At 39.7% G+C, this 22,682-nt stretch carries 21 protein-coding genes and 1 pseudogene; 17 read left to right on the top strand and 5 right to left on the bottom strand.

Annotation, left to right across the window (positions count from 1 at the left end):
* Positions 1–76 precede the first annotated feature (76 nt).
* Together KW850_RS05105 and KW850_RS05100 are read left to right on the top strand one after the other, a co-directional pair.
* Positions 77–343 (top strand): phage holin, encoded by a 267-nt coding sequence (locus KW850_RS05105; protein WP_218346481.1) that lies wholly within the window; start codon positions 77–79, stop codon positions 341–343.
* A gap of 128 nt (positions 344–471) precedes the next feature.
* Complete coding sequence (locus KW850_RS05100; RefSeq protein ID WP_218346480.1) at positions 472–1,692, top strand: MDR family MFS transporter; 1,221 nt, start codon at positions 472–474, stop codon at positions 1,690–1,692.
* Positions 1,693–1,738: 46 nt separating this feature from the next.
* Here KW850_RS05100 and KW850_RS05095 read toward each other — a convergent pair whose 3' ends face one another.
* Entirely contained in the window at positions 1,739–2,683 is a 945-nt protein-coding gene (locus KW850_RS05095) for an aldo/keto reductase family protein (RefSeq protein ID WP_218346479.1), read from the bottom strand.
* Positions 2,684–3,338: 655 nt separating this feature from the next.
* Entirely contained in the window at positions 3,339–3,575 is a 237-nt protein-coding gene (locus KW850_RS05090; protein ID WP_218346478.1) for a YczF family membrane protein, read from the bottom strand.
* Positions 3,576–3,780: 205 nt separating this feature from the next.
* Between KW850_RS05090 and KW850_RS05085 the strand changes: the two genes are divergently transcribed.
* The 4 genes from KW850_RS05085 (at position 3,781) to KW850_RS05070 (ending at position 8,883) form a co-directional block, all read left to right on the top strand.
* Positions 3,781–5,367, top strand: a complete 1,587-nt coding sequence (locus KW850_RS05085; protein WP_218346612.1) for a spore germination protein — start codon at positions 3,781–3,783, stop codon at positions 5,365–5,367.
* Positions 5,367–6,584, top strand: coding sequence for a Ger(x)C family spore germination protein (locus KW850_RS05080; protein WP_218346477.1), 1,218 nt, complete (start codon positions 5,367–5,369; stop codon positions 6,582–6,584). The genes KW850_RS05085 and KW850_RS05080 overlap by 1 nt, the downstream gene beginning before the upstream one ends.
* Before the next feature lie 21 nt (positions 6,585–6,605).
* Positions 6,606–7,712 carry a GerAB/ArcD/ProY family transporter gene (locus KW850_RS05075; RefSeq protein ID WP_218346476.1) on the top strand — a complete coding sequence of 369 codons (1,107 nt, stop codon included), beginning with the start codon at positions 6,606–6,608 and terminating at the stop codon, positions 7,710–7,712.
* A 61-nt stretch (positions 7,713–7,773) separates the two neighbouring features.
* Entirely contained in the window at positions 7,774–8,883 is a 1,110-nt protein-coding gene (locus KW850_RS05070; RefSeq protein ID WP_218346475.1) for a GerAB/ArcD/ProY family transporter, read from the top strand.
* 19 nt (positions 8,884–8,902) lie between these two features.
* On the opposite strand, the gene KW850_RS05065 is transcribed toward KW850_RS05070, so the two are convergent.
* The 3 genes from KW850_RS05065 to KW850_RS05055 all read right to left on the bottom strand — a co-directional run bounded on the left by KW850_RS05065 (position 8,903) and on the right by KW850_RS05055 (position 11,528).
* Entirely contained in the window at positions 8,903–10,573 is a 1,671-nt protein-coding gene (locus KW850_RS05065) for a PAS domain S-box protein (RefSeq protein WP_218346474.1), read from the bottom strand.
* A 105-nt stretch (positions 10,574–10,678) separates the two neighbouring features.
* Positions 10,679–11,182 carry a GNAT family N-acetyltransferase gene (locus KW850_RS05060; protein ID WP_218346473.1) on the bottom strand — a complete coding sequence of 168 codons (504 nt, stop codon included), beginning with the start codon at positions 11,180–11,182 and terminating at the stop codon, positions 10,679–10,681.
* Between the two features lie 193 nt (positions 11,183–11,375).
* Positions 11,376–11,528, bottom strand: coding sequence for a YpzG family protein (locus KW850_RS05055; RefSeq protein WP_218346472.1), 153 nt, complete (start codon positions 11,526–11,528; stop codon positions 11,376–11,378).
* Between the two features lie 325 nt (positions 11,529–11,853).
* Between KW850_RS05055 and KW850_RS05050 the strand changes: the two genes are divergently transcribed.
* From KW850_RS05050 to KW850_RS05000, 11 genes and pseudogenes are all read left to right on the top strand, one after another.
* Positions 11,854–13,032 (top strand): acyl-CoA dehydrogenase family protein, encoded by a 1,179-nt coding sequence (locus KW850_RS05050; RefSeq protein WP_218346471.1) that lies wholly within the window; start codon positions 11,854–11,856, stop codon positions 13,030–13,032.
* Between the two features lie 55 nt (positions 13,033–13,087).
* Positions 13,088–13,852, top strand: a complete 765-nt coding sequence (gene fabG / locus KW850_RS05045) for a 3-oxoacyl-ACP reductase FabG (protein ID WP_218346470.1) — start codon at positions 13,088–13,090, stop codon at positions 13,850–13,852.
* A gap of 20 nt (positions 13,853–13,872) precedes the next feature.
* Entirely contained in the window at positions 13,873–14,322 is a 450-nt protein-coding gene (locus KW850_RS05040; protein ID WP_218346469.1) for a MaoC family dehydratase N-terminal domain-containing protein, read from the top strand.
* The gene (locus tag KW850_RS05035) at positions 14,319–14,720 is read left to right on the top strand and encodes a MaoC/PaaZ C-terminal domain-containing protein (protein WP_218346468.1); all 402 of its coding nucleotides are present in this window, start codon (positions 14,319–14,321) and stop codon (positions 14,718–14,720) included. Before KW850_RS05040 ends, KW850_RS05035 begins: the two co-directional genes overlap by 4 nt.
* Positions 14,721–14,722: 2 nt before the next feature.
* Positions 14,723–15,591, top strand: a pseudogene (locus KW850_RS05030) (class II aldolase/adducin family protein).
* Between the two features lie 71 nt (positions 15,592–15,662).
* Complete coding sequence (locus KW850_RS05025) at positions 15,663–16,574, top strand: ketopantoate reductase family protein (protein WP_218346467.1); 912 nt, start codon at positions 15,663–15,665, stop codon at positions 16,572–16,574.
* Between the two features lie 28 nt (positions 16,575–16,602).
* Entirely contained in the window at positions 16,603–17,751 is a 1,149-nt protein-coding gene (locus tag KW850_RS05020) for an acyl-CoA dehydrogenase family protein (RefSeq protein ID WP_218346466.1), read from the top strand.
* A 142-nt stretch (positions 17,752–17,893) separates the two neighbouring features.
* Positions 17,894–18,043 (top strand): hypothetical protein, encoded by a 150-nt coding sequence (locus KW850_RS34000; protein WP_374226279.1) that lies wholly within the window; start codon positions 17,894–17,896, stop codon positions 18,041–18,043.
* A 328-nt stretch (positions 18,044–18,371) separates the two neighbouring features.
* Positions 18,372–19,145 carry an SDR family oxidoreductase gene (locus tag KW850_RS05010; RefSeq protein WP_218346465.1) on the top strand — a complete coding sequence of 258 codons (774 nt, stop codon included), beginning with the start codon at positions 18,372–18,374 and terminating at the stop codon, positions 19,143–19,145.
* A gap of 363 nt (positions 19,146–19,508) precedes the next feature.
* Entirely contained in the window at positions 19,509–20,678 is a 1,170-nt protein-coding gene (locus KW850_RS05005; RefSeq protein WP_218346464.1) for a thiolase family protein, read from the top strand.
* Positions 20,679–21,001: 323 nt separating this feature from the next.
* Positions 21,002–22,678 (top strand): long-chain fatty acid--CoA ligase, encoded by a 1,677-nt coding sequence (locus tag KW850_RS05000; protein WP_218346463.1) that lies wholly within the window; start codon positions 21,002–21,004, stop codon positions 22,676–22,678.
* The last annotated feature ends 4 nt before the right edge of the window (positions 22,679–22,682 follow it).

Genomic DNA, 22,682 nt, shown 5'->3' with positions numbered 1-22,682 from the left:
TCGCGGACAACCATTTCCTCGCCCAAGCATATGTTAATAGAAAGAGTGTTTAACATATAGGAAGGGGCAGGGGAAGATGATCAACTGGAAAGTTCGATTAAGAAATCGGAATTGGGTTATCGCATTTATATCTCAAATAATGATCGTTGCTCAAATGGTATTAGCGTGTTTAAATTCCTATGGAATCATTGATTTTCAACTTTCTGATGCCATTCAGAATGGCGTATTAACCTTTGTGAATGGAGTCTTTGTTTTGTTATCGATGTTAGGCATAGTACAGGATCCAACCACAAAGGGCTATGGGGATAGTGAACGAGCGTTAACCTACAAAGACCCTAACTAAATTTACTGAAGTCAGTTCTTAAATGGAACTGGCTTTTTCTGTTAAAACAGTAAGAAAATTCTTTACAATATCCACGCAAATTGTTTTACTAGAAATTGACCGAAAAATTTATGAGAGGCTGAACCTATATGGAAAAAGTAAAAAATTATATCGGACAATTTCATCCAATTGTGTGGGTTTTATTAGTCGGTACTGTTTTATCAAGAGGCTCAGCTTATATGACGCTTCCGTTTCTATCTATCTACTTATCTCGGCATATGGATCTGTCGCCCATCATCATCGGTTTAACCGTTGGGATGAGTCCGTTAATGGCAACCGTTGGCGGTTTTATTGGCGGTCATTTATCAGATCGTTTTGGGCGGAAACCTGTTATGATCATATCTTTATTTATGGTAGCACTTGTTTATTATGGATTTACTGTAGCTACAGGCCAGGTTTGGTTTATTTTGTTAAACGCATTAAATGGATTGAGTAACTCATTTTTTGAACCGACCTCACAAGCCTTAATGGCTGACTTAACCGATAAGGAAAAGCGAATGAAGGTATATTCGTTACGATATACGGCGATGAATATAGGTGCATCCGTTGGTCCCCTTGTTGGCGCCTATTTAGCCAGTACATCAGCAAAATTGTCGTTTGCTATAACGGGTACTACTTATTTGATGTATGCCATCGTGCTGGTAATCTTAATGAAGAAATTTGTCTTACCACAGACTGTACAAAGCAAAAAAGTTGTCTCCTTTGGCGATGCATTTACGATTATTAGAACAGATAAAGCATTAAGATATCTAATCATTGGGATTATTTTAGTCAACATGGGCTATGTTCAAATTGACTCCAACCTACCGCAAATACTTGAAGGAACAGTAGACAATGGCATTGTCATTTTTTCTACCTTGATCACGATTAATGCTGTGATGGTTGTTTTCCTGCAAATGCCGATAAGCCATATCGCTGAAAAGTTCCGGTTAATGCAGGTTATGGTTATCGGAGCCGTATTTATGGCGGCAGGATTAGTTTCATTCAGTTTTGTTAATGGCTGGGTAACGGCTATTGTGGCAATCGTGTTGTTAACAATAGGTGAAATTTTAATATTTCCTTCCAACAGCATGATGATTGATCAACTTGCCCCTGAACATTTGCGTGGCACCTATTTCGGTGCAGCACAATTCCGCAAGATTGGAAACTTTTTAGGTCCTGTTATCGGTGGTTATCTTCTAAGTCAGTTTCAAGGACAAATTATGTTTTGGATTCTTGCCATCACAACCTTGGGCAGTGTCATTTTCTTCTTGGCAGGAAACAAGTTTTTTATTAACACAAAAGCACCGACCTTAGAAAAAACAATGTAATCGTATTAAAAAATGCCTCTGGAGACGAAAACCAGAGGCCTTTTTTTTATCTTAAAATGTCTTCAATCCTTGCAAGGGTTTCATCGTTTAGCCTTACACCTGATGCTTTCACATTTTCTTCCAATTGTTCGGGACGGCTGGCACCAACCAGTGCACTGGCCACATTCTTCTGCCGCAAAATCCAGGCAAGGGCAAGATTTGCTAGAGAAAGCTCATTGTCTTGAGCAACTTCTTTTAAAAGCTCCACTTTATCGAGGTTCTCATCCGTTAACAATCCAAAAAGATTGCTGTATTTTTCCTGTGAAGCCCTGCTGCCAGCTGGTGCTTGTTGTCCTTTTTTATATTTACCAGTTAGCACCCCCTGGGCGAGTGGTGACCAGACAACCTGGCCAATTCCATGTTTTTCACTTACAGGCAGTACTTCTTTTTCAATGTAACGTTGCAGCATGCTGTATTGCGGCTGATTGACTACTATCCGATCAAGCAGCTTTTTATCTGCAAGATGAACGGCTTCGGAAATTTGTTCAGCTGTCCACTCACTCACACCGACATATAAGACTTTCCCTTGACGTACAAGATCATCTAGAGCACGTAGAGTTTCATCGAGTGGTGTTTGTGGGTCAAAACGATGGCAATAATAAATGTCCACATAATCAGTGTTAAGTCGTTTAAGACTAGCATGGCACTGCTCGATTACATGTTTACGAGATAATCCTCGATCATTTGGACCATCACCCATTGGCCAAAAAACTTTTGTAGCCAATACATAAGAATCCCGTATATATTTCTTCAGTGCTTTACCCACTACAATTTCTGCTTCTCCACGCATATAAACATTTGCAGTATCAAAAAAGTTGATACCTAATTCATATGCTTTATCAATCGAAGCTGCAGCATTTTGTTCCTCGACGTAGCCTCCGTATGTAAGCCAGCTTCCTAAACTAATTTCACTAACCTTTAAACCAGTGCTTCCTAAGCGACGATATTCCATAAAATTAAATTCCCCCCTAAAAAGTTTCGTGACTCAAAATAAAAATACTACATCATTTACCTAAAAGTCCACAATTAAGTGATTTTTTGGTAAAATAAAAATATACAGATAGTTCCAGTTGGAAAGCGTTTGATTATGAAAGAACTTTCAAGAGGTTTTTCGAATATGATTCATTATCTGTTTGAAAAGGAGTCCTTAATATGTGGTTTTGGATAACTATTTCCGCACTATGTTTCGTCCTATTGCTAATTGTAGAGGAATTTTTCTATTATTTTTGGAATCGTTATGTATATGGGCCAAATATAAAAGGGAAGAGGAGATGGTGGAGTAGACTATCATTTGTAGGTGCTTTATTCATGAGGTTGTTCAAGAAAAGAGAAAAAAATATATCGAAATCTAATTCAGACAAGAGTCTTCCATTATAAGGAAGGCTCTTACTTTTTTATTAAAGCTATTTTCGTATAGATGAATGTTAACCGATCATGTTTTTAGATAAATACCAGGGGTTCGGGCAGGATCACGGGTGAAATGGGGATGTCGCCAGTAAAGTGGAGTTTTCCGTCAGTAAACTGGTGCTATCCGCCAATAAACTGGAGTTATCCGCCAGTAAAATAGTGCTATCCGCCAGTAAAGTGGTTATCCTCCAGTAAAAACACTAATTAGTTGGATTCTGCTTTTTATTTTTCTTATTTAAATAAGAACCAAAGGTATCGATGACGAAAAACGCCATAAATAGAAAAATAATAACATATTCAGCCGGTTCCATAACCCTAAAAGGGTTTATTGCCTTCCATATAATCCCAGAAACTCTTACCCCCATGATAAGATCCAAGGAAATAATAAGTATTGCAGAGAAAACCGCAAGAAAGCTCGTAACAAAAAATATCTTCACACTCATCACACCTTTAGGAATCATATTCTTTTTATTATTCTTTTCAAGCCGGTTCCTTATTCCGCCTAAAAAAGGTTATGCCGAATTGGATAAAAACCGCTTTCAATGGGATAAAGTGGTATTTGGTGGGCAATATATCCAGTATTGGGAGAAAAGTTTTTAAATATTTGTAAGTGAGGCGGATATTGTGTCGATTTTGTCTAAAATGCTCAAAAATAAACAAAAAAAGAGACAGGACGATAATTATAGGCAGAAACAAGATCCGCTTAAACCAGAGGACTTGCCTATCCTAAGAGATTATCAAGAGAATATCTCACGAATAAAAGAGGAACTTGGGAATAGTACCGATATTGTCATTCGCGATTTTAAGATTGGTGCCCATAAAGGGGCGTTAGTTTATGTTGACGGATTGGCTAGTTCAATAACAATCGCCGATTATATTTTAGAAACAGCTATGGAAACAGAAGTACCCGAAGGACCAATAGATATATTTCAATTCATGCTGGATAAAACCATGGCACTTGGAAGTGTCAAGACAGTTGAAAATTGGAATCAAGTTTATGATACATTGATGGTTGGCGATACACTTATCTTTTTACAAGGGTGCAACAAAGCAATTGGTGGCGAGACAAAAGGATGGGAAAGGCGAGCCATTTCGGAACCTACAACCCAATTATCGATTCGCGGCCCAAAAGATTCGTTTACAGAAACACTCCGTACAAATACAGCGTTAATTCGCCGTAGAATAAAGAGCCCCAATTTATGGATTGAATCCATGAAAATTGGAGCTGTTTCACAATCTGATGTTGCCATTTTGTATATAAAAGGCATTGCTAATGAGAAAATTGTTGAAGAAGTCAGAGAAAGGCTTAAACGAATTGATATCGATTCCATCCTTGGTTCAGGATATGTCGAGCAGTTAATTGAAGACCAAACTTGGACAACATTTCCAACCACCTACCATTCAGAAAGACCGGATGTCGTAACATCCCATTTACTGGAGGGGAGAATCGCTATGATTATCGATGGGACTCCATTTGTTATAACGGTTCCAGCTATTTTTATTCAATTTTTCCAAGCACCTGATGATTACTATTCACGATTTGATATTTCAACCGGAATAAGAATTTTAAGGATTTTAGCCTTCCTGATAGCCGTAATTGGACCTTCTGTTTATATTGCTGCGACTACCTTCCATCAAGAGATGATCCCGACAACGATGGCTATCGCAATTGCGGCACAACGTGAAAATGTTCCCTTTCCAGCCTTTGTAGAGGCACTAATCATGGAGGTTACGTTTGAAATTTTGAGGGAGGCGGGACTTAGACTTCCAAGGGCAGTTGGTCAAGCTGTGTCGATTGTAGGGGCTCTCGTAATAGGTCAGGCAGCAGTACAAGCAGGGTTCGTCTCTCCTGTAATGGTTATTGTTGTTTCTATCACAGCAATTGCGAATTTTTCAACTCCCGTTTTTGCTATGGCGATTGCTGCAAGATTAGTTCGCTTTGTCTTGATGGGATTAGCTACAATGCTTGGTTTTTATGGAATCATGTTAGGGCTTATGTTCATGACGATTCATCTATGTTCGCTTCGCTCGTTTGGTATTCCGTACATGATGCCGCTAGCACCATTTAACCTTCATAATCAACAAGATGCATTTGTTCGCTTTCCCGTCTGGGCTATAAAAAATAGACCCATGTTTATTAGTAAAGGAAATATGAAGAGGTCCGGGGAACATCAAAAGCCAGGTCCGCCCACACAATCGGAAAATCAATCCAATAATGGTGAAGAGTGATGAAAAAAGGGTTGATGGTTATGTTGGTATTAATGTTGACTATGCCTATCTTAAGTGCCTGCTGGAATCAGAAGGAGCTCACGGATTTGGCCTTTGTGATGGCACTCGGAATTGATCGTGGTGAGGACGATAATTTATACCATGTCTCCTTTCAACTAGTTAATCCTGGGAACGTTTCAGCAGGACAAGGTGGAGGAGGAGGTCAGGGGCTGCCAATCGCCGTTTATAAAAGCAAAGGCAGAACGATTACGGAGGCAGCCAGAAATGCAACGAAAAAAGTCTCGCGCCGTTTATATTACGCACATACCAATTTAGTCGTTGTAAGTGAAGAAATAGCGAGAGATAGAACTTTAATGCTTAATCTGTTGGATGCCTTTGCCAGAGATCCAGAATTTAGAACGACAACAGAGATAGTGGTAGCTAGAGATTCTTCTGCTGAGGAAATAGTGACTACTTTGACCATTCTTGATAAACTGCCTGTTACCAAAATTACAAAAGAGATCAAATTTACTGAGGCAATGAAAGGAGAAAATATGAGTGTAAGTATCGATGATATTATTGATGGAATTGTCGGAAACGGAAAAGAGCCTATTTTAAATGGCTATCGCCTAATTGGTGAAAAAGAAAAGGCCAACCAGGCAGAGAATTTACAAAAAACGACGACTGATGCTTTACTCTCAGCGGATGGATTAGCAGTATTTAAAGACGGTGCATTGATAGATTGGATTGAAAGTAGAAAGTCTCGCGGGGTAATTTGGATCTTGGATAAAGCAAAGAGTACAGATATTACTCTTAAATGGAAGGGGAAGAAGAATGCCCTCAGTGTTGTCCCTATTCGCTCAAAAACCAAGGTTTCACCTGCCTTCAAACAAGGAAGACCGATAATAAATGTAAAAATTGAAAATGAAGGCTGGGTTAGTGAAGCAAATACAGCCATTGACTTGATGGACCCAAAAACGATTGGGAAAATTGAAAAGTTAACGGAGAAAGCAATTAAAAAGGAGATACAGTCTACAGTAAAGGAAGCACAGAGACTAAAGTGCGATATTTTCGGATTTGGTGATGTTGTTCATAAAGCCAATCCTAACGTTTGGAGGAAACTAAAGGGAGATTGGAACAATTATTTTGCAGACATAGAGGTGAATGTTAAGGTAGATTCTTACGTTCGACGCGAAGGGGTTAGGACGAATCCGTTTTGGTCAGATATGAATAAATAACCCTTTAAATGGGGGAAGTACATGGAAAACGCAAAAATAAGTGCAACCCAATTGTTTGTCCTGATTGTTTTGTTTGAGATGGGGAGTGCTATTCTACTTGGACTCGGAGCAAAAGTGAAACAGGACGCCTGGATTGCTATATTGTTGGGATTAGCTGGCGGTATAAGTGTCTTTTTTATTTATTACCGATTATATATGTACTATCCTGACCTGCCATTAACTAGTTATCTTCAAAAAATAGTAGGTAAATGGCTTGGAAGATTTATTGGGGTTTTATATATTACTTATTTTATTTATATTGCATCAAGGGTATTGCGAGATTTTGGAGAGTTATTAACGACAACTATTTATAATAGTACGCCGCTTTTTGTCATCAATTCTTTGATGATCATTACGATTATCTATGGCCTCCATAAGGGGTTTGAAGTATTAGCCCGAGTTGGAGAGATATTCTTTGGAATTGTCTACTTTACGGCGATATTAGGGATGCTGTTAATTGTCTTTTCTGGTTTGATTCATTTAGGGAACCTAATGCCCATTTTAGAAAATGGGTTGAAACCGGTCTTAAAAACATTTCTAAGAGAAACCATTACCTTTCCCTTTGGAGAAATGGTTGTCTTTACGATGCTGCTTCCATTTTTAAATGATAAAAAAAAGGCTAAATTCGTCTGTGTGGGTGGGATGATATTAGCTGGAATAAATATTACCATTACTACGATAATTAATATTGCAGTTTTAGGGGTCGACCTCTTTTATCGTTCTACATTCCCCTTATTATCCACAATTGGGAGAATCCAAATTGCCGATTTTATTGAACGTTTAGATGTATTATTTATGCTCTATTTAGTCATTGCTGGTTTCTTTAAAATTGCCATTTATTATTATGCTGCAGTCGCAGGTGCTGCTGATATCTTTCAATTTAAAAACCAACGTAAGCTTGGATTTCCAATTGGAATTATTATTTTATTTGGTTCAATAACGATTGCATCCAACATGGCAGAATTTTTAAAGGAGGGGATAGATATTGTGCCAGTATATTTGTCTTGGCCTTTTCAAATTATCACCCCCTCCATTTTACTAATCATTGCTTTTTTTCGTAATAGAAAGAAAAAAACAAGTCCCGTTTAAAGGTGCAGACCTTTCTTAGATTTTAATAAAAAACCCTTTTTAAGGGGGGGAACATAAGTACATGGAAAAAGCAAAAATAAGCACAACCCAATTGTTCGTGCTGGTTGTTTTGTTTGAAATGGGCAGTGCCATTCTGGTTGGAATTGCTTCAGATGCCAAACAGGATGCTTGGATGGCCATATTGTTGGGTTTAGCTGGCGGAATAATGGTCTTTTTTGTTTATTACCGATTATTTATGTACTACCCTGACCTTCCCTTAACAAGTTATGTTCAAGAAATCACTGGGAAATGGCTTGGACGGGTTATTGGGGTATTTTACATTGTCTATTTTTTATATTGTGCATCAAGGGTATTACGAGATTTTGGAGAGTTATTATCGACAACTATTTATAATAGTACTCCCTTATTTGTGATTAATACTCTGATGATCGTTACTATTATCTATGCAATCCATAAGGGGTTTGAGGTATTAGCCCGGGTTGGAGAAATTTTCTTTGGGGTTGTCTACATGACAGCGATATTAGGTATGTTATTAATTGTCTTTTCTGGTTTGATTCATTTAGGAAACTTAAAGCCGATTTTAGAAAATGGGTTGAAACCAGTCATAAAAACATTTCTAACACAAACCATTAACTTTCCCTTTGGAGAAATGGTGGTTTTTACTATGCTGCTTCCATTCTTACGAGATAAAAAGAAGGCAAAAATCGTCTGTTTAAGTGGGATGATCTTAAGTGGAATAAATATTACCATAACAGTGGTAGTAAATATTTCTGTTTTAGGTGTAGCGCTCTTTCAACGGTCCACTTTCCCTCTTTTAACCACAGTGGGGAGAATTCAAATCGCCGATTTTATTGAACGATTAGATGTATTATTTATGCTCTATCTAGTAATTGGAGGTTTTTTTAAGATTGCGATATACTTTTATGCTGCTGTGGCCGGTGCTGCTGATATCTTTCAAATACCTAATCAACGCAAGATTGGGTTTCCATTAGGACTGATTGTCCTATTTGCATCAGTTACGATTGCCACAAATTATTCGGAACATATAAAAGAAGGGTTAGTTGTTGTCCCTCTTTATTTACATTGGCCATTTCAAATTATCATCCCAGTTACTTTATTAATGATTGCATTCTTTCGGAATCGGAAGAAAAAGAAAAGCCCTGCATCATAGCGCGGGCTTTAAACATTTTTTATATGATTTCCTTGGTTAATCGCCGTTTATTCTTTGTGTGATTTTGCTTTACAGGGAGGGCAATTCGAACAGAGGTCCCGTGATTTTTCTGACTATCGAATTGGATCGTGCCTTGGTGTGATTGAACAATCTTGAAACTGACCGTTAATCCTAATCCCGTCCCTTTTTCTTTAGATGAGTAGAATGGTTCACCAATTTTCTCTAATCTTTCTTTTGAGATACCGCAGCCATTGTCTTTAATGATGATTAATACCTTATTTCCTTCTGATTTTTCCAAATCAATTGAAACGGTTCCACCTTTTTGTGATGCTTCAATCGAATTCTTAATAATATTAATAAATAATTGCTTGAGCTGATTAGGTTCACACTCAATGACGATTTCCTTTTCCGGAAAGGAGGAATCGATTTGAACATTATATAAACTTGCTTCCGTGCTTAATAGTGAGATGACATCCTTTAATAATTTTTGCAGGTCTGCCTTGGTATATTTCAATATCTGCGGTTTGGCCAATAACAAAAGCTCACCGACAATATGATTAATACGGTTTAATTCGTCTAACATGATCTGATAAAAGTATTGGTGCTTTTCATCTTCCACTTGTAAAAGCTGAACAAACCCTTTTAAGGAGGTCAATGGATTCCTAATTTCATGAGCTACGCTAGCAGATAATTCACCCACGATCGATAACTTTTCAGTCCTTCGGAGGCGCTCTTCTGTCTCCCTTAATTTGGTCACATCACTGCCATAACCAATAATTCCAGTTGTATTTCCATTAATAATGATTGGAAGGGAGGTACATTGTAATATAATCCGGTTTCCGTTTGCGTGTGGAATGTTTATCTCATACATGACTGGTTTCATATCTTCGACAACGGTAGAAATAAATTTAGGTAGATATCTAATATACTTTTTCGGTAATAAATTCTTAATATTTTTTTCAATCATTTCTTCTCGATTGTAGCCTGTAATGACATCATATTGTGAGTTTAAATTGGTAATGGTTCCACTCAGATCCATCATATAAACAATATCTGGACTGTATTCGAATAATGATTTATATTGTTGCTGACTTTCTGCCAGTTTTAAAGCCATTTCCTTTTTCTCAGTAATATCACGTCCGATGATCACTAGGCCTTGTCGACTGCCATCCGTATTAAAAAGTGGCACTTTGATTGTGTCAAATATTTTTGATGACCCATCTGGGACTGGAAGGACTTCTTCAATTCGGGTAATGGCCCGATTATTCCATGTCTCTTCATCAGAAATTTCACAATATCTAAGGGCATCACCATAAAAGTCAGTATAATTGGCTAATTCAGAGTCCTTTTTCCCTCGATAATCAACATTCTCAAGTTGAAACAATTGTAATCCAAATTCATTGGCTTCAATCCATCGACCTTCGCCATCCTTAAAGTTCACAAAATCCACCATCGAATTTATTAAGGTCGATAAACGTTCTTGATCTTCCTGGGATGCTGTTAATTCCTCTTTTTTACTAATAAAGAAATAAATAAATCCTCCAGTAACCAAAATATAAAAGATCTCTTTTGCTCTTTCAACCACACCAACTATTGAAGAAGGCATGTATTGTTCAATTAAATAATTGGAACCATATATCCAAATAATACTCGTAATAAGGTAAAAGAGAATGAGCTTTTTTTTCTCCATGGAAATCTCCAGTTCTTTTCATTAAATAAAGTACATTAGTCTATAGTACTAGAAAATCCATTAATTTGGAATAATACAATAGTGGTAAAAGTATATTTCCATGGTTTATTTGATTCTTTTCCCTAGAATGACTAAATCTCTCTCAACGCCATCCAACTCGGCTACATTTGGAAGGTGCGCCCATTTTTCAAAGCCAAAACTTGTAAAAAGCTTTACACTAGGTTCATTATGGCCAAAAATAAAACCCAGCAAGGTTTTGATGTTTAAACGTGGGCAGGCTTCTAATGCTTTTTGGATTAAATATTTACCCAGTTTTCTCCCTCGGAAGTCTGGATGGATATAAATACTAATTTCAGCAGTTGCATTATAGGCAGGGCGGCCGTAAAAGGATTGAAAACTAACCCATGCGCAGATTAGGCCTTGATCTTCTACGACCCATAATGGACGAAAAGAAGGTGAATGTTCATGAAACCAATGCACTCGGTTATCTACTTTGATTGGTTCAAGATCAGCTGTTACCATTCTGCTTGCGATTGTTGTATTGTATATTTCTATGATGGCTGTTAAATCACTCATATTTGCATCTCTAATTTTGAAGTCCTCAAACACGTCAAACACCACTCCAGTTTTTTATTGTCTAATAGCTTTTATATTATCTTTTCGAACTAACATTATCAATATTGTAATAGCACATTGTTTAGAAAAAAGAAAAGCCTTTTCCCGAACTAGTCCGAGAAAGGGCCTTTTCTTCTAAAGACAGGATTTTTTTGATCCTGCCATTTTACGTTTCTTTGCCAAAACCTTACCAGCGGTGGGCCTTGGCATTACTCCTTAGAATGATTTGATTTTGTGCCATTTGCGTTTGCCCATTAATCTGTGCTTTGGTATGCTTCGCTCTCGTTGTACCATAATGAAAAAGCTCAGAGTGCGGATCTAAATGATCTTTATAGCTCATCAAATCACCTCATCAAAGGATTGGAAACGAAGATATTCTATTGAATATCATCTTTATCATTTGTAAAAAAACAGGAAAATAGTCATCTGAAAGGAATTTATTATATTAGTTAGCTGGTTACATAGTGAATGAATTGATTATTAATGAATATTATTGTTGGCAGGGATTTTTTTGTTAATTAGATAAAGATTAGCTTGTATTATCTGAAAGTTCGGAATAAAATAAAGGTAACATACCAACCGGTAGGTATTCATTCGTTCGGTGAAGCATATGATTAATTATCGGCATTAATCTTGATTTTTAGAATAAGAATGGAGTGAATGTGATGTATTTACGATTGACGGATGAACAAAAAATGGTTCAAAAAACGATTAGAAGATTCGTAGAAAAAGAACTCATTCCACTTGAAAACGATGTTCTAAGAAATGAACGAGAAGGTAAACCAAGTCTTCCTGCTGGTAAGTTAAAAGAACTGCAATTAAAGGCTAAAGAAGCCGGGTTTTGGGGAATTAACACACCAGAAGAATACGGCGGGGCAGACCTTGGACAAATGATGATGGCAATTGTGTTAATGGAAGTTTCAAAAACCTTTGTTCCGTTTCAATTTGGCGGCAGTGCAGATAATATTCTTTATTATGGGAATGAAGAACAAAAGAAAAAATATTTAATTCCTACAATTAATGGAGAGAAAAAGTCTTGTTTTGCAATGACCGAGCCTGGTGCTGGCTCCGACACTAGAAATATTAAAATGACGGCAGTAAAAGACGGCAATGACTGGTTACTAAATGGCGAAAAAACGTTTATTACGGGTGGAAACGAAGCAGATTTTGTTATGGCAATCGCTATTACTGATAGAGACCTACATCAATCAACACAAGGGCGAGAAGGGGTTACATGCTTTATTGTTGACCGTGAAATGGGCTGGAAATCTGAGTATATACATACAATGGGAGAATGGGGACCAGCTGGCTTGGTATTCGATAATGTTCGTGTTCCAGAAGAAAATATCCTAGGTGAATTACACAAAGGCTATAATCTTGGACTGGAGTGGATCGGTTTTGCCCGCTGGGTCGTTGGGGCAAGAGCCGTCGGTTCGGCCGAACGCCTGCTGCAAATGGCGATTGATTATGCAAAAGAAAGGGTCACATTTGGGAAACCAATTGCCGAAAGACAAGCAATACAATGGCAAATCGCTGATTCAGCGGTTGAAATCGAAGCCGCAAAATGGCTCGTGTTGAACGCAGCGTTTACACTTGATAACGGCGAAGATAACCGTCACTTGGCATCGATGGCAAAATTATATGGTGCAAATATGGGCAACAATGTCGTCGACCGTGTCCTTCAAATTCACGGCGGCATGGGGTATACAAGAGAATTACCGATTGAGCGCTGGTATCGTGAAGCTAGGCTTTGGAGAATTTACGATGGCACAGATGAGATCCAACGCATGATTATCGCACGTAATCTTATTAAAGGGCATGTCAAGATTGGGCAATATGTTTAATCGTATTTAATGTAAGCGCATTCTACAAGTGTATGAAACTAGAGGAGGAATAGAAATGGCAGATAGATTTTCAGGGAAAGTAGCGTTTGTAACGGGAGGAAGCCGCGGCATCGGAAAAGGGATTGTTGAGTTTTTTGCAGAAGAAGGTGCAAAGGTTGCTTTAATCGATTTAAATGAAGAGGCGTTAAGTGAAACGACCAGTGAATTAAAAGAAAAAGGTTATGAAGTTTATGCCAAAGTTGCAAACGTCGTCGATGTCGAGCAGGTTGAAAATGCAATGAAAGAGGTCTATGAAACATACGGCTCTATCGATATCTTGGTTAATAATGCCGGAGTCATCCGTGATAACCTGCTTTTTAAAATGACAGATACAGACTGGCAAACTGTAATGGATGTACATTTAAAAGGATCATTTAATGCAGCCCGCGCTGCCCAAAAATATATGGTCGAAAATAAATATGGGCGAATTATCAATATTTCATCGACCTCAGCGCTAGGAAATCGCGGGCAGGCCAATTATGCTGCCGCAAAGGCTGGATTGCAGGGCTTTACAAAAACACTAGCAATTGAGTTAGGTAGATATGGAATCACTGCAAACTCCGTTGCACCAGGATTTATTGAAACAGAAATGACAAAGGAAACGGCAGCTAGAATCGGGATTCCATTTGAGCAGCTTATTCAAGCAAGTGTAGCTACAATTCCGGTCGGAAGAAGTGGAAAGCCGGCAGATATTGCCAATGCCGTTGCCTTCTTTGCTGATGAAAAATCATCGTTCGTGAATGGTCAAGTTATCTATGTTGCTGGCGGACCAAAATGCTAAATAGATGAGGTGAAGATAAATTGTTTAAAAACCAGATAGGTAAACAATCGAACAAAGTTAAAAATGTGGTTGAAAGAGGAGCCGTCAAGAAGTTCGCGGAAGCAATTGGGGACCTCCATCCGATATACTTCGATGAAGAGACTGGGAAAAATTCAAGATATCATGCCAACATTGCACCACCAACCTTTCCGAGGACATTTGAGTATGGTGATATCGATGGGTTAAACCTGCCCAATAAAGGTTTAATCCATGGTGAACAAACGTTTCATTACGAACGGCCCTTAAGGGTTGGTGAAGAGATTTACTGCTTTTCCAAAGTGAAGAACTATTTTGAGAAAAAAGGGAACTTTGGGGAGATGGGGTTCTTGGTTCTTGAAAGCTTTGGAGAAGATGCTTCAGGCGCTTTGATATTTAGTTCAACCTCAACGGTTGTCATATCAGAAGCTGTGAGGAAGGTGTTGGTTAAGTGAGTATACTTGCACAGTTACAAGTCGGAGAATCTGTAAAAGAAATTCAATTGGAGCCAGTCTCAAGGATGGATCTCATTAAATATTCAGGTGCATCTGGAGATTTTAACCCCATTCATACCATTGATGACGAGGCAACAAAGGCCGGATTACCTGGTATTATTGCCCATGGGATGTGGACGATGGGTAATCTTGCTAAGCTTTTTACTGCCCATTATGAAGAAGGATTTATGATGGATTATTCAATCCGCTTCAAAGGGATGGTATTTTTGAACGATGTGATCACGCTGAAGGCAAAATTGAAAGAAAAGCAGGATAAAAACCTGCGCTTTACGGTCCAGGCTGTAAATCAACAAGGGAATGAAGTGTTAAAAGGTGAAGTATTGTATCACCAATACTAAGCATGAGTGAATTTATGACCCGGCATCAGGAGAACTGCTCTTCTTGGTGCTGGGTTTATTGTTATTTTTCATTAAATAGCACGACTACAAAAAGGAGTGAATCCATGACTAATAAAATGGTATTGAGCTATCATCCGCCAGTTTTTTCGACTATGGATGAGGAACGAGAACATTTAAAACAGAGATTAGCTGCCTCGTTTCGGTTATTTTCAAAATTTGGCTTTGATGAAGGAGTGGCAGGTTACATTACCGCAAGAGATCCGGAGTTTAAAGATCACTTCTGGGTTACCCGTTCGGGATGCATTTTAGCCAAATTAAGGCCTCTGACTTAATTCTCTGTAACCATGAGGGGGACGTTGTTGAAGGCAACTATCCTGTAAATCGTGCTGCCTTTGCCATCCATTCTCAGATTCATGCAGCACGCCCAGATGTTATTGCCGCTGCACATGCCCATTCTGTTTATGGTAAATCATGGTCTTCCCTTGGCCGTCTGCTCGATCCTCTTACCCAAGATGCTTGTGCCTTTTATAAAGATCATTCATTATTTGATGACTACACTGGCGTGGTTTTGGATATTGAGGAAGGAAAGCGGATTGGGAAAGCCCTGGGGGACCGTAAAGCGTGTATATTACGAAATCACGGCTTGCTAACTGTCGGGAAATCAGTTGATGAAGCGGCTTGGTGGTTTATCACAATGGAACGTTCATGCCAGGCTCAGTTGCTTGCGGAGTCAGTAGGGAAACCTGTTCTTATTGAGGATGTTAATGCGAGTGTAACGTACGAAACAGTGGGAACTTCAGAGGCTGGCTGGTTTCAATTCCAGCCATTATGGAATCGGATTATAAAAGAACAGCCGGATTTACTTGATTAACTTAGTTTTCTGAAAAGATGAAGTTTAGTCTTTTCAGAACCAAACATACCACCATACCTGGAGGATGCAGAATGAAAATCGGTGTTGCAGGAACTGGAGCGGTCGGCGGCTATTTTGGCGGACTATTAAAGAAGGCCGGTAATGATGTCGTTTTCCTTGCCAGGGGAAACAGCCTCGAGAGGTTGCAGGAAAAAGGCTTAATGATTGAAAGTGAAGCGGAAGAATTCACTATCGATGGTATCTTTACCGACCAATATGAGGCATTTTCCGATATAGATTTGCTGTTATTTTGTGTAAAAGCGACAGATACAAATGATGTTGCCATCCATCTTCAGCCGTTTTTAAAAGAAAACTGCCTAATCATGACGCTTCAAAATGGAGTGGACAATGAAGAAATTCTTTCTTCCATTTTTGGTGAAAGGAGAATACTTTCAGCAGCTGCTTACATCCAAGCAAGCGTTACAGACTCGGGTGTAGTAAAGCAGATTGGTGTACCTCCAAGATTAATTATCGGGACAGTAGACGCCAATTTAGCTAATAAGGTAGATGAGATAGCAACATTTTTTAATGAAGCAAACATAGAAAGCTTCACATCCCCTAATGTTATTAAAATAAAATGGAACAAGCTATTGTGGAATGTAACCTTTAATCCATTAACAGCTCTGATTGAGTCAAGGGTTGGTGCCATTTATGATGATGAGGGCTTGCACCAACTGGCTATAAAAATTTGCAAAGAATCAATAGCTGTTGCAGTTGGATTGGGGATTGATATGGAAGAAGATTTTTATGAAACCATTTTGGCACAAGGACAATTAGCAAAGGATCATCAAACTTCCATGCTTCAGGATAGGCTGAAAGGCAAAACGATGGAATTAGAATCAATCTGTGGATATATCGTGAAAAAAGGAAGAGAAGTAAAGGTTGAAACCCCTGTTCTGCAAACCATTTATTATTTATTAAATTATCAAATTAACAGAGAATAAAATAACGTTTCATTCAGGAGGTGAATCCATGAACTTTGAATTTGATGAGGATATTCTATTTTTAAAAAAGATTGTAAGGGATTTTGTTCAAACAGAAGTTGAAGCGGTAGCCATGCAAATTGAAGAAGAAAACCAAATCCCGGAAAGAATTATAGATCTCTCGAAGGAGTTAGGATTATTTGGGTTAAGTATTCCAGAAGACTATGGCGGGCTTGGGATTGGGATGCTTGGCAAATGTGCCTTATACGAGGAAATTGGCCAGACTCATAACGGCTATACCACGTTAATAGGGGCACATACAGGGATTGGAACTGTTGGTATTGTTGAATTGGGAAATGAATTGCAAAAGAAAAAATATCTTCCTGACATGGCAAGCGGTGAAAAGATTGGAGCATTTGCTTTAACCGAACCAGAAGCAGGCTCAAATGCGGCCAATTTGAAGACATCAGCGGTTAGAAAAGGAGATAAATACATCTTAAACGGTTTGAAGCATTATATAACGAATGCAACTGAGGCGAGTGTTTTTACCGTGATGGCTACTACTGATCCAGGAAAGGGCGCGAAGGGAATTACTTCGTTCATTGTAGAAAAAGACTTTCCTGGGCTCAAAATAGGAATAATCGAGAAAAAAATGGGATTGAGGGGTTCGCATTCTGCCGAATTAATTTTCGAGGATTGTGAAGTTCCAGTCGAAAATGTATTAGGGATAGTGGGACAAGGCTATCTCAATGCATTAAAAATTCTGACGAATGGCCGGGCTGGACTCGCGTCTCGTAATCTGGGATCCTGTCAAAAACTCCTTGACATGTCAACGAGATATGCGAAGGAACGGATTCAATTCGGGAAACCCATCATTACGAACCAGGCAGTCAGCCATATGCTCGCTGAAATGGCGGTTGAAATTGAAGCGCTGCGTTCGTTTACCTATCGTGTCGCCTGGATGGTAGATAAAGAGATGAAAGTCATTAAAGAAGCTGCTATGCTCAAGCTCTACGGGTCAGAGGTGTACAACCGTGTCGCCGATAAGGCAGTGCAAATACACGGCGGGCTTGGCTATATTGCTGACTACCCAGTCGAGCGTTTTTATCGAGATGCCCGAATCACGAGAATCTATGAGGGAACGTCGGAAATTCAGAAAAATATCATTGCCGCGCAATTAGAAAAGGAATACAGCTAAACTATTTTTATAGAAAAAGTGGGTGATAGGATGAATGATTATTGACTTGATTGAATAAAATGAGGCCTTTGGTTCACAAGGACTTGCGGTTATTCGCTAGCTTGATTTGGATGTCGATCGAGTGAATTGAAATGCCGGGGCCATTGCCTTTGGACACCAGCTTGGGGCAGCCGGGGCAAAGATATTGACGACCTTAATCTATGAACTGGCAAGATGGGAGGAAAAAAGGGGAATCGCCACGCTATGTGTCGGAGGGGGACAGGGAATGGCGATCATGGTTGAACTACTTTGATGAATATTAGTATCCAATTGCTGCTGGTTTTTTCGCAGATACAGGCATCAAATTTAATGTTAATAGAATAAACCTACCTTTTATTGGTGGGGAAGTTGACAGCTTAAATGACTATTGGTCATTTTAATAATCTAGTTAAAATGTTTTTACAATATTAATGAAAAAATTGACGAATCATTAGATGTTGAATATTATGAAAATTTTGATATTATATTGATTATCTACATACCAACCGGTTAGTATTTTGGGTGATAGAGCAGGATGCAGTTTACCAAAAGAACGGACAAGGAGCTCGAATTGTGTTTTTTTTAAAAAGGAGGAACGATAGATGAATGTAAAAGCGTTGTTTGATTTAACAGGAAAAGTTGCCATTGTTACAGGGGGCGGCAGGGGACTTGGCCAGCAGATAGCCGAAGGCTTTGCCGAAGCAGGCGCACATGTAGTGGTTTGTTCAAGAAAATTGGAGGCCTGTGAGGAAGTAAGTGAAGGGTTGAAAAAACTAGGAGTGGATACCTTCGCCTTAAAATGTGATGTTACCAACCCGGATGATGTTAGGATGGTTGTCGAACAGACAATGGAACGATTTGGGAGAATTGATATTCTTGTCAACAATAGTGGTGCCTCTTGGGGCGCTCCAGTAGAGGAAATGCCGCTCGAAGCATGGAAAAAGGTCATGGATGTCAATGTAACTGGTACATTCTTAATGTCACAAGCGGTCGGCAAAGTAATGCTTCAACAAAAATCTGGGAAAATAATCAACATTGCTTCTGTGGCTGGGTTAAAAGGAAGTAACCCAAAGTATATGAATGCGATTGGCTATAACTCTAGCAAAGGGGCAGTGATTACTTTTACGAAGGACTTGGCAGTCAAATGGGGTCCGAGCGGCATTTATGTAAATGCAATTGCCCCAGGATTTTTCCCAACAAAAATGTCAAAAGGGTTGTTGGATCAAGGGGGAGAAGCAATTCTAGAAGGAACACCATTAAGAAAATTTGGTTCTGAAAATGACCTTAAAGGCGTTGCCTTATTCCTTGCTGCACCAGCTTCCGATTTTGTAACAGGTGATGTCGTGGTCGTCGATGGCGGCTCACATGCGATGTAGGGGATTCGCTCATTGAAGTGGAGAATTCGCCCATAAAACGAAGGAATTCGCTCGTAGAACTACGGTATTCGCCCATTGAACAGGGGATTTGCTCGTAGAATTATGAATTTGCGGATTGAACTGGAAAATTCGCCAATAGAACCAAAAAATTCGCCAATAGAACCAAAAAATTCGCCAATAGAACCAAAAAATTCGCTGATAGAACCAAAAAATCCGCTGATAGAATCCAAGAATTCGCTGATAGAATCCCGTTTACACCAATAAATGGACCTTATAAGGGTTATGGATACAGAAACATCGATCATTTTTCATGAAAATGTTCAACTTGTAATAAAAATTGCAAATTCAAGAGGTGAAAGAGCTATGAAGAGAGATGCAGTCATTGTTTCAGCTGTAAGAACCGCGATTGGCAGACAGGGAAGTGCTCTTGCTGGTGTTCCTGCCCATGTATTAGGTGCAGAGGTCATTAAAGAAGCCGTTAAACGCGCAAATATAAAACCTGAGATGGTTGACGATGTTATTTTTGGAAATGTTCTTTCAGGCGGTGGAAATATTGCTAGATTAACAGCCCTACAGACTGGGTTATCACTAGAGTTACCAGGCGTAACGGTTGACCGGCAGTGCGGGTCAGGAATTAATGCAATTAATCTAGCCGCTCAAGCGATTCGCGCTGGTGATGGCGATATCTATATTGCGGGCGGAACTGAAAGCATGAGCCGCGCACCCTATTTGATGGATCGGCCTGAAAAACCGTTTAGCCCTGTACCGCCAAGTTTTAGAAAATCACAGTTGTCACCAAAAGAAATTGGGGACCCGCCAATGGGCATTACGGCTGAAAACCTGGTGGAAAAATATCAGATTACTAGAGAAGAGCAGGATCAATTCGCTCTCCAAAGCCAACAGCGCATGGCGATTGCGATGCAGGAAGGGCGGTTCGATGAGCAAATTGTTCCAATCAGAATTCCAGTAAAAAAGGGTGAACCAGTTATTTTTAATATTGATGAACATCCGCGCCCGCAAACAACTTTTGAGGCATTGGCAAAGCTGCAGCCAGTTTTTCTAAAAGGCGGTACCGTTACTGCTGGTAATAGTTCCGGCTTAAATGATGCGGCATCAGCACTTGTGATAATGTCAAGAGAAAAAGCAGAGGAATTAAATCTAACACCGCTTGCGGTGATCCGAGCATATGCTGTTGCCGGTGTAGACCCGAACATAATGGGGATCGGACCTGTCCCTGCTGTAAAAAAAGTACTCGAAAAATCAGGGTATTCGTTAAAAGAAATGGACGTTATTGAAATAAATGAAGCATTTGCGGCACAGGTCTTAGCTTGTAATCGCGAACTAGAGATGGATATTAATAAAGTGAATGTAAACGGCGGCGCCATCGCCCATGGCCATCCACTCGGGGCAACAGGTGCCATCCTTGTCACCAAAGCAGTCTATGAACTTAAACGATCAGCTGGGAAATACGCGCTGATTACCGCTTGTATCGGCGGCGGGCAAGGGATTGCTACGATTATTGAACGAGAATAGTTCATAGTGTTAGACACCCAGAGAAAAGGAGGCAACATTGTCTCCTTCTTAGTTAAAGGCTATGGTAAAGCTTATTGTTGATTTTGGCTCCCTGTTGATTAGAGGGAAGGCACGAAGACTCCTGCGGGAGGACGGGGCAGGGGATACCCCGCAGGAGCGCAGCGACGAGGTGGCTCGCCGGACCTCCCGCGAACCGCAAGCCCCTGGAGCGGAAATCAACAGGCAAGTTTAACAGAGCCTAGTAAAAAAAGAAAAAAGGGTTTTCATAAAATGACAGCGTTTACAATAAATTCCACCATTCTATTCAACAAGGAGTGATGTCCATGCTGACTCTTCATTATGATTTTTGGCCAAAAATCTCTAAATCTTTAAAAGTTCCATCTACTTCCCTGTATGACAATCTTAAAGTCAGTGCAAACCGCTATCCGGACCAAGATGCTATTTACTACTATGGGAACACATTATCCTACGAGCAGCTTGATACCGAAGTAAACGCTTTGGCTGGGTATCTGCAACACAAACTCGGCGTCCAAAAAGGCGAAAAGGTTTTACTTTTTATGCAGAATTCACCGCAGTTTGTGATTGGCTACTATGCGATTTTACGAGCTAATGCCGTGGTTGTTCCAATCAATCCCATGTTAGTTGCAGATGAATTAGAATTTTATGTACGTGATTGTGAAATCAAGACCGCTTTAGCGGGGCAGGAACTATATGACCGAATCCGTCCATTGGTAGGGAAAACTTCGTTAGAGAATATGGTCATTGCCGCCTACTCCGATTACGCCGGCGAAGATTTCGAAGGATTGCTGCCGAAAGAGGTAGAGGCTGCCCGAGTTCCTTTTTCAAATGATGGGCATTATCTTTGGAACGAGGCGATTCAGACAAATTTTACACCAACAGAGCATACTGCCAAGGGCGATGATTTAGCCTGTCTACCGTATACCTCAGGGACAACAGGTCTGCCAAAAGGCTGCATGCATACGAACCGAACAATCAATGCAAACACAGTGGGTGCATACCATTGGTCATCATCAACACCAAATGCTGTTCATTTAATGTCCTTGCCTCTTTTTCACGTAACAGGAATGGTCCACAGTATGCATATGCCTATCTACAGCGGGAGCATGATGGTCATCCTGACACGATGGAATCGAGACCTTGCAGTCGAAATGATAAAAACACTAAATTGTACCCATTGGGTGACAATAGCGACAATGATTGTTGATTTCCTTTCTATTCCAAAACTAAAAGCAGAGGATATTTCCTCGTTAACTTCCATTTCCGGAGGCGGAGCCGCTTTACCTGAAGCAGTTGGTGAAAAATTATTTAATCTAACTGGATTGCGCTTTGTGGAAGGCTATGGACTTTCCGAAACGATTGCACAGACCCATTTCAATCCAGCCGAACGACCGAAAATGCAATGCCTTGGCATTCCATCATTTGATGTAGATGCTAGAATCATCGAACCTGCGACTGGAAAAGAACTAGGTGTCGGGGAAGTCGGAGAAATTGTCGTAAACGGTCCGCAGGTAATGGTTGGCTACTTTAATCGCGATGATGAAAATAGAAGTGCCTTTATTGATATCGAAGGAAAAAAATTCTTTCGAACTGGTGATATCGGCCGCTATGACGAAGAAGGCTATTTCTTCATCGTAGATCGTGTCAAACGAATGATCAATGCTTCGGGATATAAGGTTTGGCCAACCGAGGTTGAATCTTACCTCTATAAGCATCCGGCCATTCAACAGGCTTGTGTTGTAGGTGTGCCAGATACAAGACGGGGTGAAACGGTAAAGGCCTTTGTTATTTTAAACGACGGCTTTGAAGGGAAAGTCAGTGCAGAGGAAATAATCGAATGGTCGAAACAACATATGGCTGCTTATAAATACCCGAGACAAATTGAGTTCAGAAAGCAGTTCCCAATGACGTCAAGCGGCAAAATATTATGGCGCACCCTCCAAGAAGAGGAAAAAGTGAAAGTCTCAAATAAGGTTCAGTAACTTA

The sequence above is a fragment of the Bacillus sp. sid0103 genome (genome assembly GCF_019219025.1).
This window is presented reverse-complemented; position numbering and strand designations above follow the sequence as displayed.

Bases quoted from the DNA above. Each gene is read 5' to 3' on its own strand.
- KW850_RS05105 (WP_218346481.1), top strand. From the start codon at position 77: ATGATCAACTGGAAAGTTCGATTAAGAAATCGGAATTGGGTTATCGCA.
- KW850_RS05100 (WP_218346480.1), top strand. From the start codon at position 472: ATGGAAAAAGTAAAAAATTATATCGGACAATTTCATCCAATTGTGTGG.
- KW850_RS05095 (WP_218346479.1), bottom strand. From the start codon at position 2,683: ATGGAATATCGTCGCTTAGGAAGCACTGGTTTAAAGGTTAGTGAAATT.
- KW850_RS05085 (WP_218346612.1), top strand. From the start codon at position 3,781: ATGCTCAAAAATAAACAAAAAAAGAGACAGGACGATAATTATAGGCAG.
- KW850_RS05080 (WP_218346477.1), top strand. From the start codon at position 5,367: ATGAAAAAAGGGTTGATGGTTATGTTGGTATTAATGTTGACTATGCCT.
- KW850_RS05075 (WP_218346476.1), top strand. From the start codon at position 6,606: ATGGAAAACGCAAAAATAAGTGCAACCCAATTGTTTGTCCTGATTGTT.
- KW850_RS05070 (WP_218346475.1), top strand. From the start codon at position 7,774: ATGGAAAAAGCAAAAATAAGCACAACCCAATTGTTCGTGCTGGTTGTT.
- KW850_RS05065 (WP_218346474.1), bottom strand. From the start codon at position 10,573: ATGGAGAAAAAAAAGCTCATTCTCTTTTACCTTATTACGAGTATTATT.
- KW850_RS05055 (WP_218346472.1), bottom strand. From the start codon at position 11,528: ATGAGCTATAAAGATCATTTAGATCCGCACTCTGAGCTTTTTCATTAT.
- KW850_RS05050 (WP_218346471.1), top strand. From the start codon at position 11,854: ATGTATTTACGATTGACGGATGAACAAAAAATGGTTCAAAAAACGATT.
- fabG (WP_218346470.1), top strand. From the start codon at position 13,088: ATGGCAGATAGATTTTCAGGGAAAGTAGCGTTTGTAACGGGAGGAAGC.
- KW850_RS05025 (WP_218346467.1), top strand. From the start codon at position 15,663: ATGAAAATCGGTGTTGCAGGAACTGGAGCGGTCGGCGGCTATTTTGGC.
- KW850_RS05020 (WP_218346466.1), top strand. From the start codon at position 16,603: ATGAACTTTGAATTTGATGAGGATATTCTATTTTTAAAAAAGATTGTA.
- KW850_RS05010 (WP_218346465.1), top strand. From the start codon at position 18,372: ATGAATGTAAAAGCGTTGTTTGATTTAACAGGAAAAGTTGCCATTGTT.
- KW850_RS05005 (WP_218346464.1), top strand. From the start codon at position 19,509: ATGAAGAGAGATGCAGTCATTGTTTCAGCTGTAAGAACCGCGATTGGC.
- KW850_RS05000 (WP_218346463.1), top strand. From the start codon at position 21,002: ATGCTGACTCTTCATTATGATTTTTGGCCAAAAATCTCTAAATCTTTA.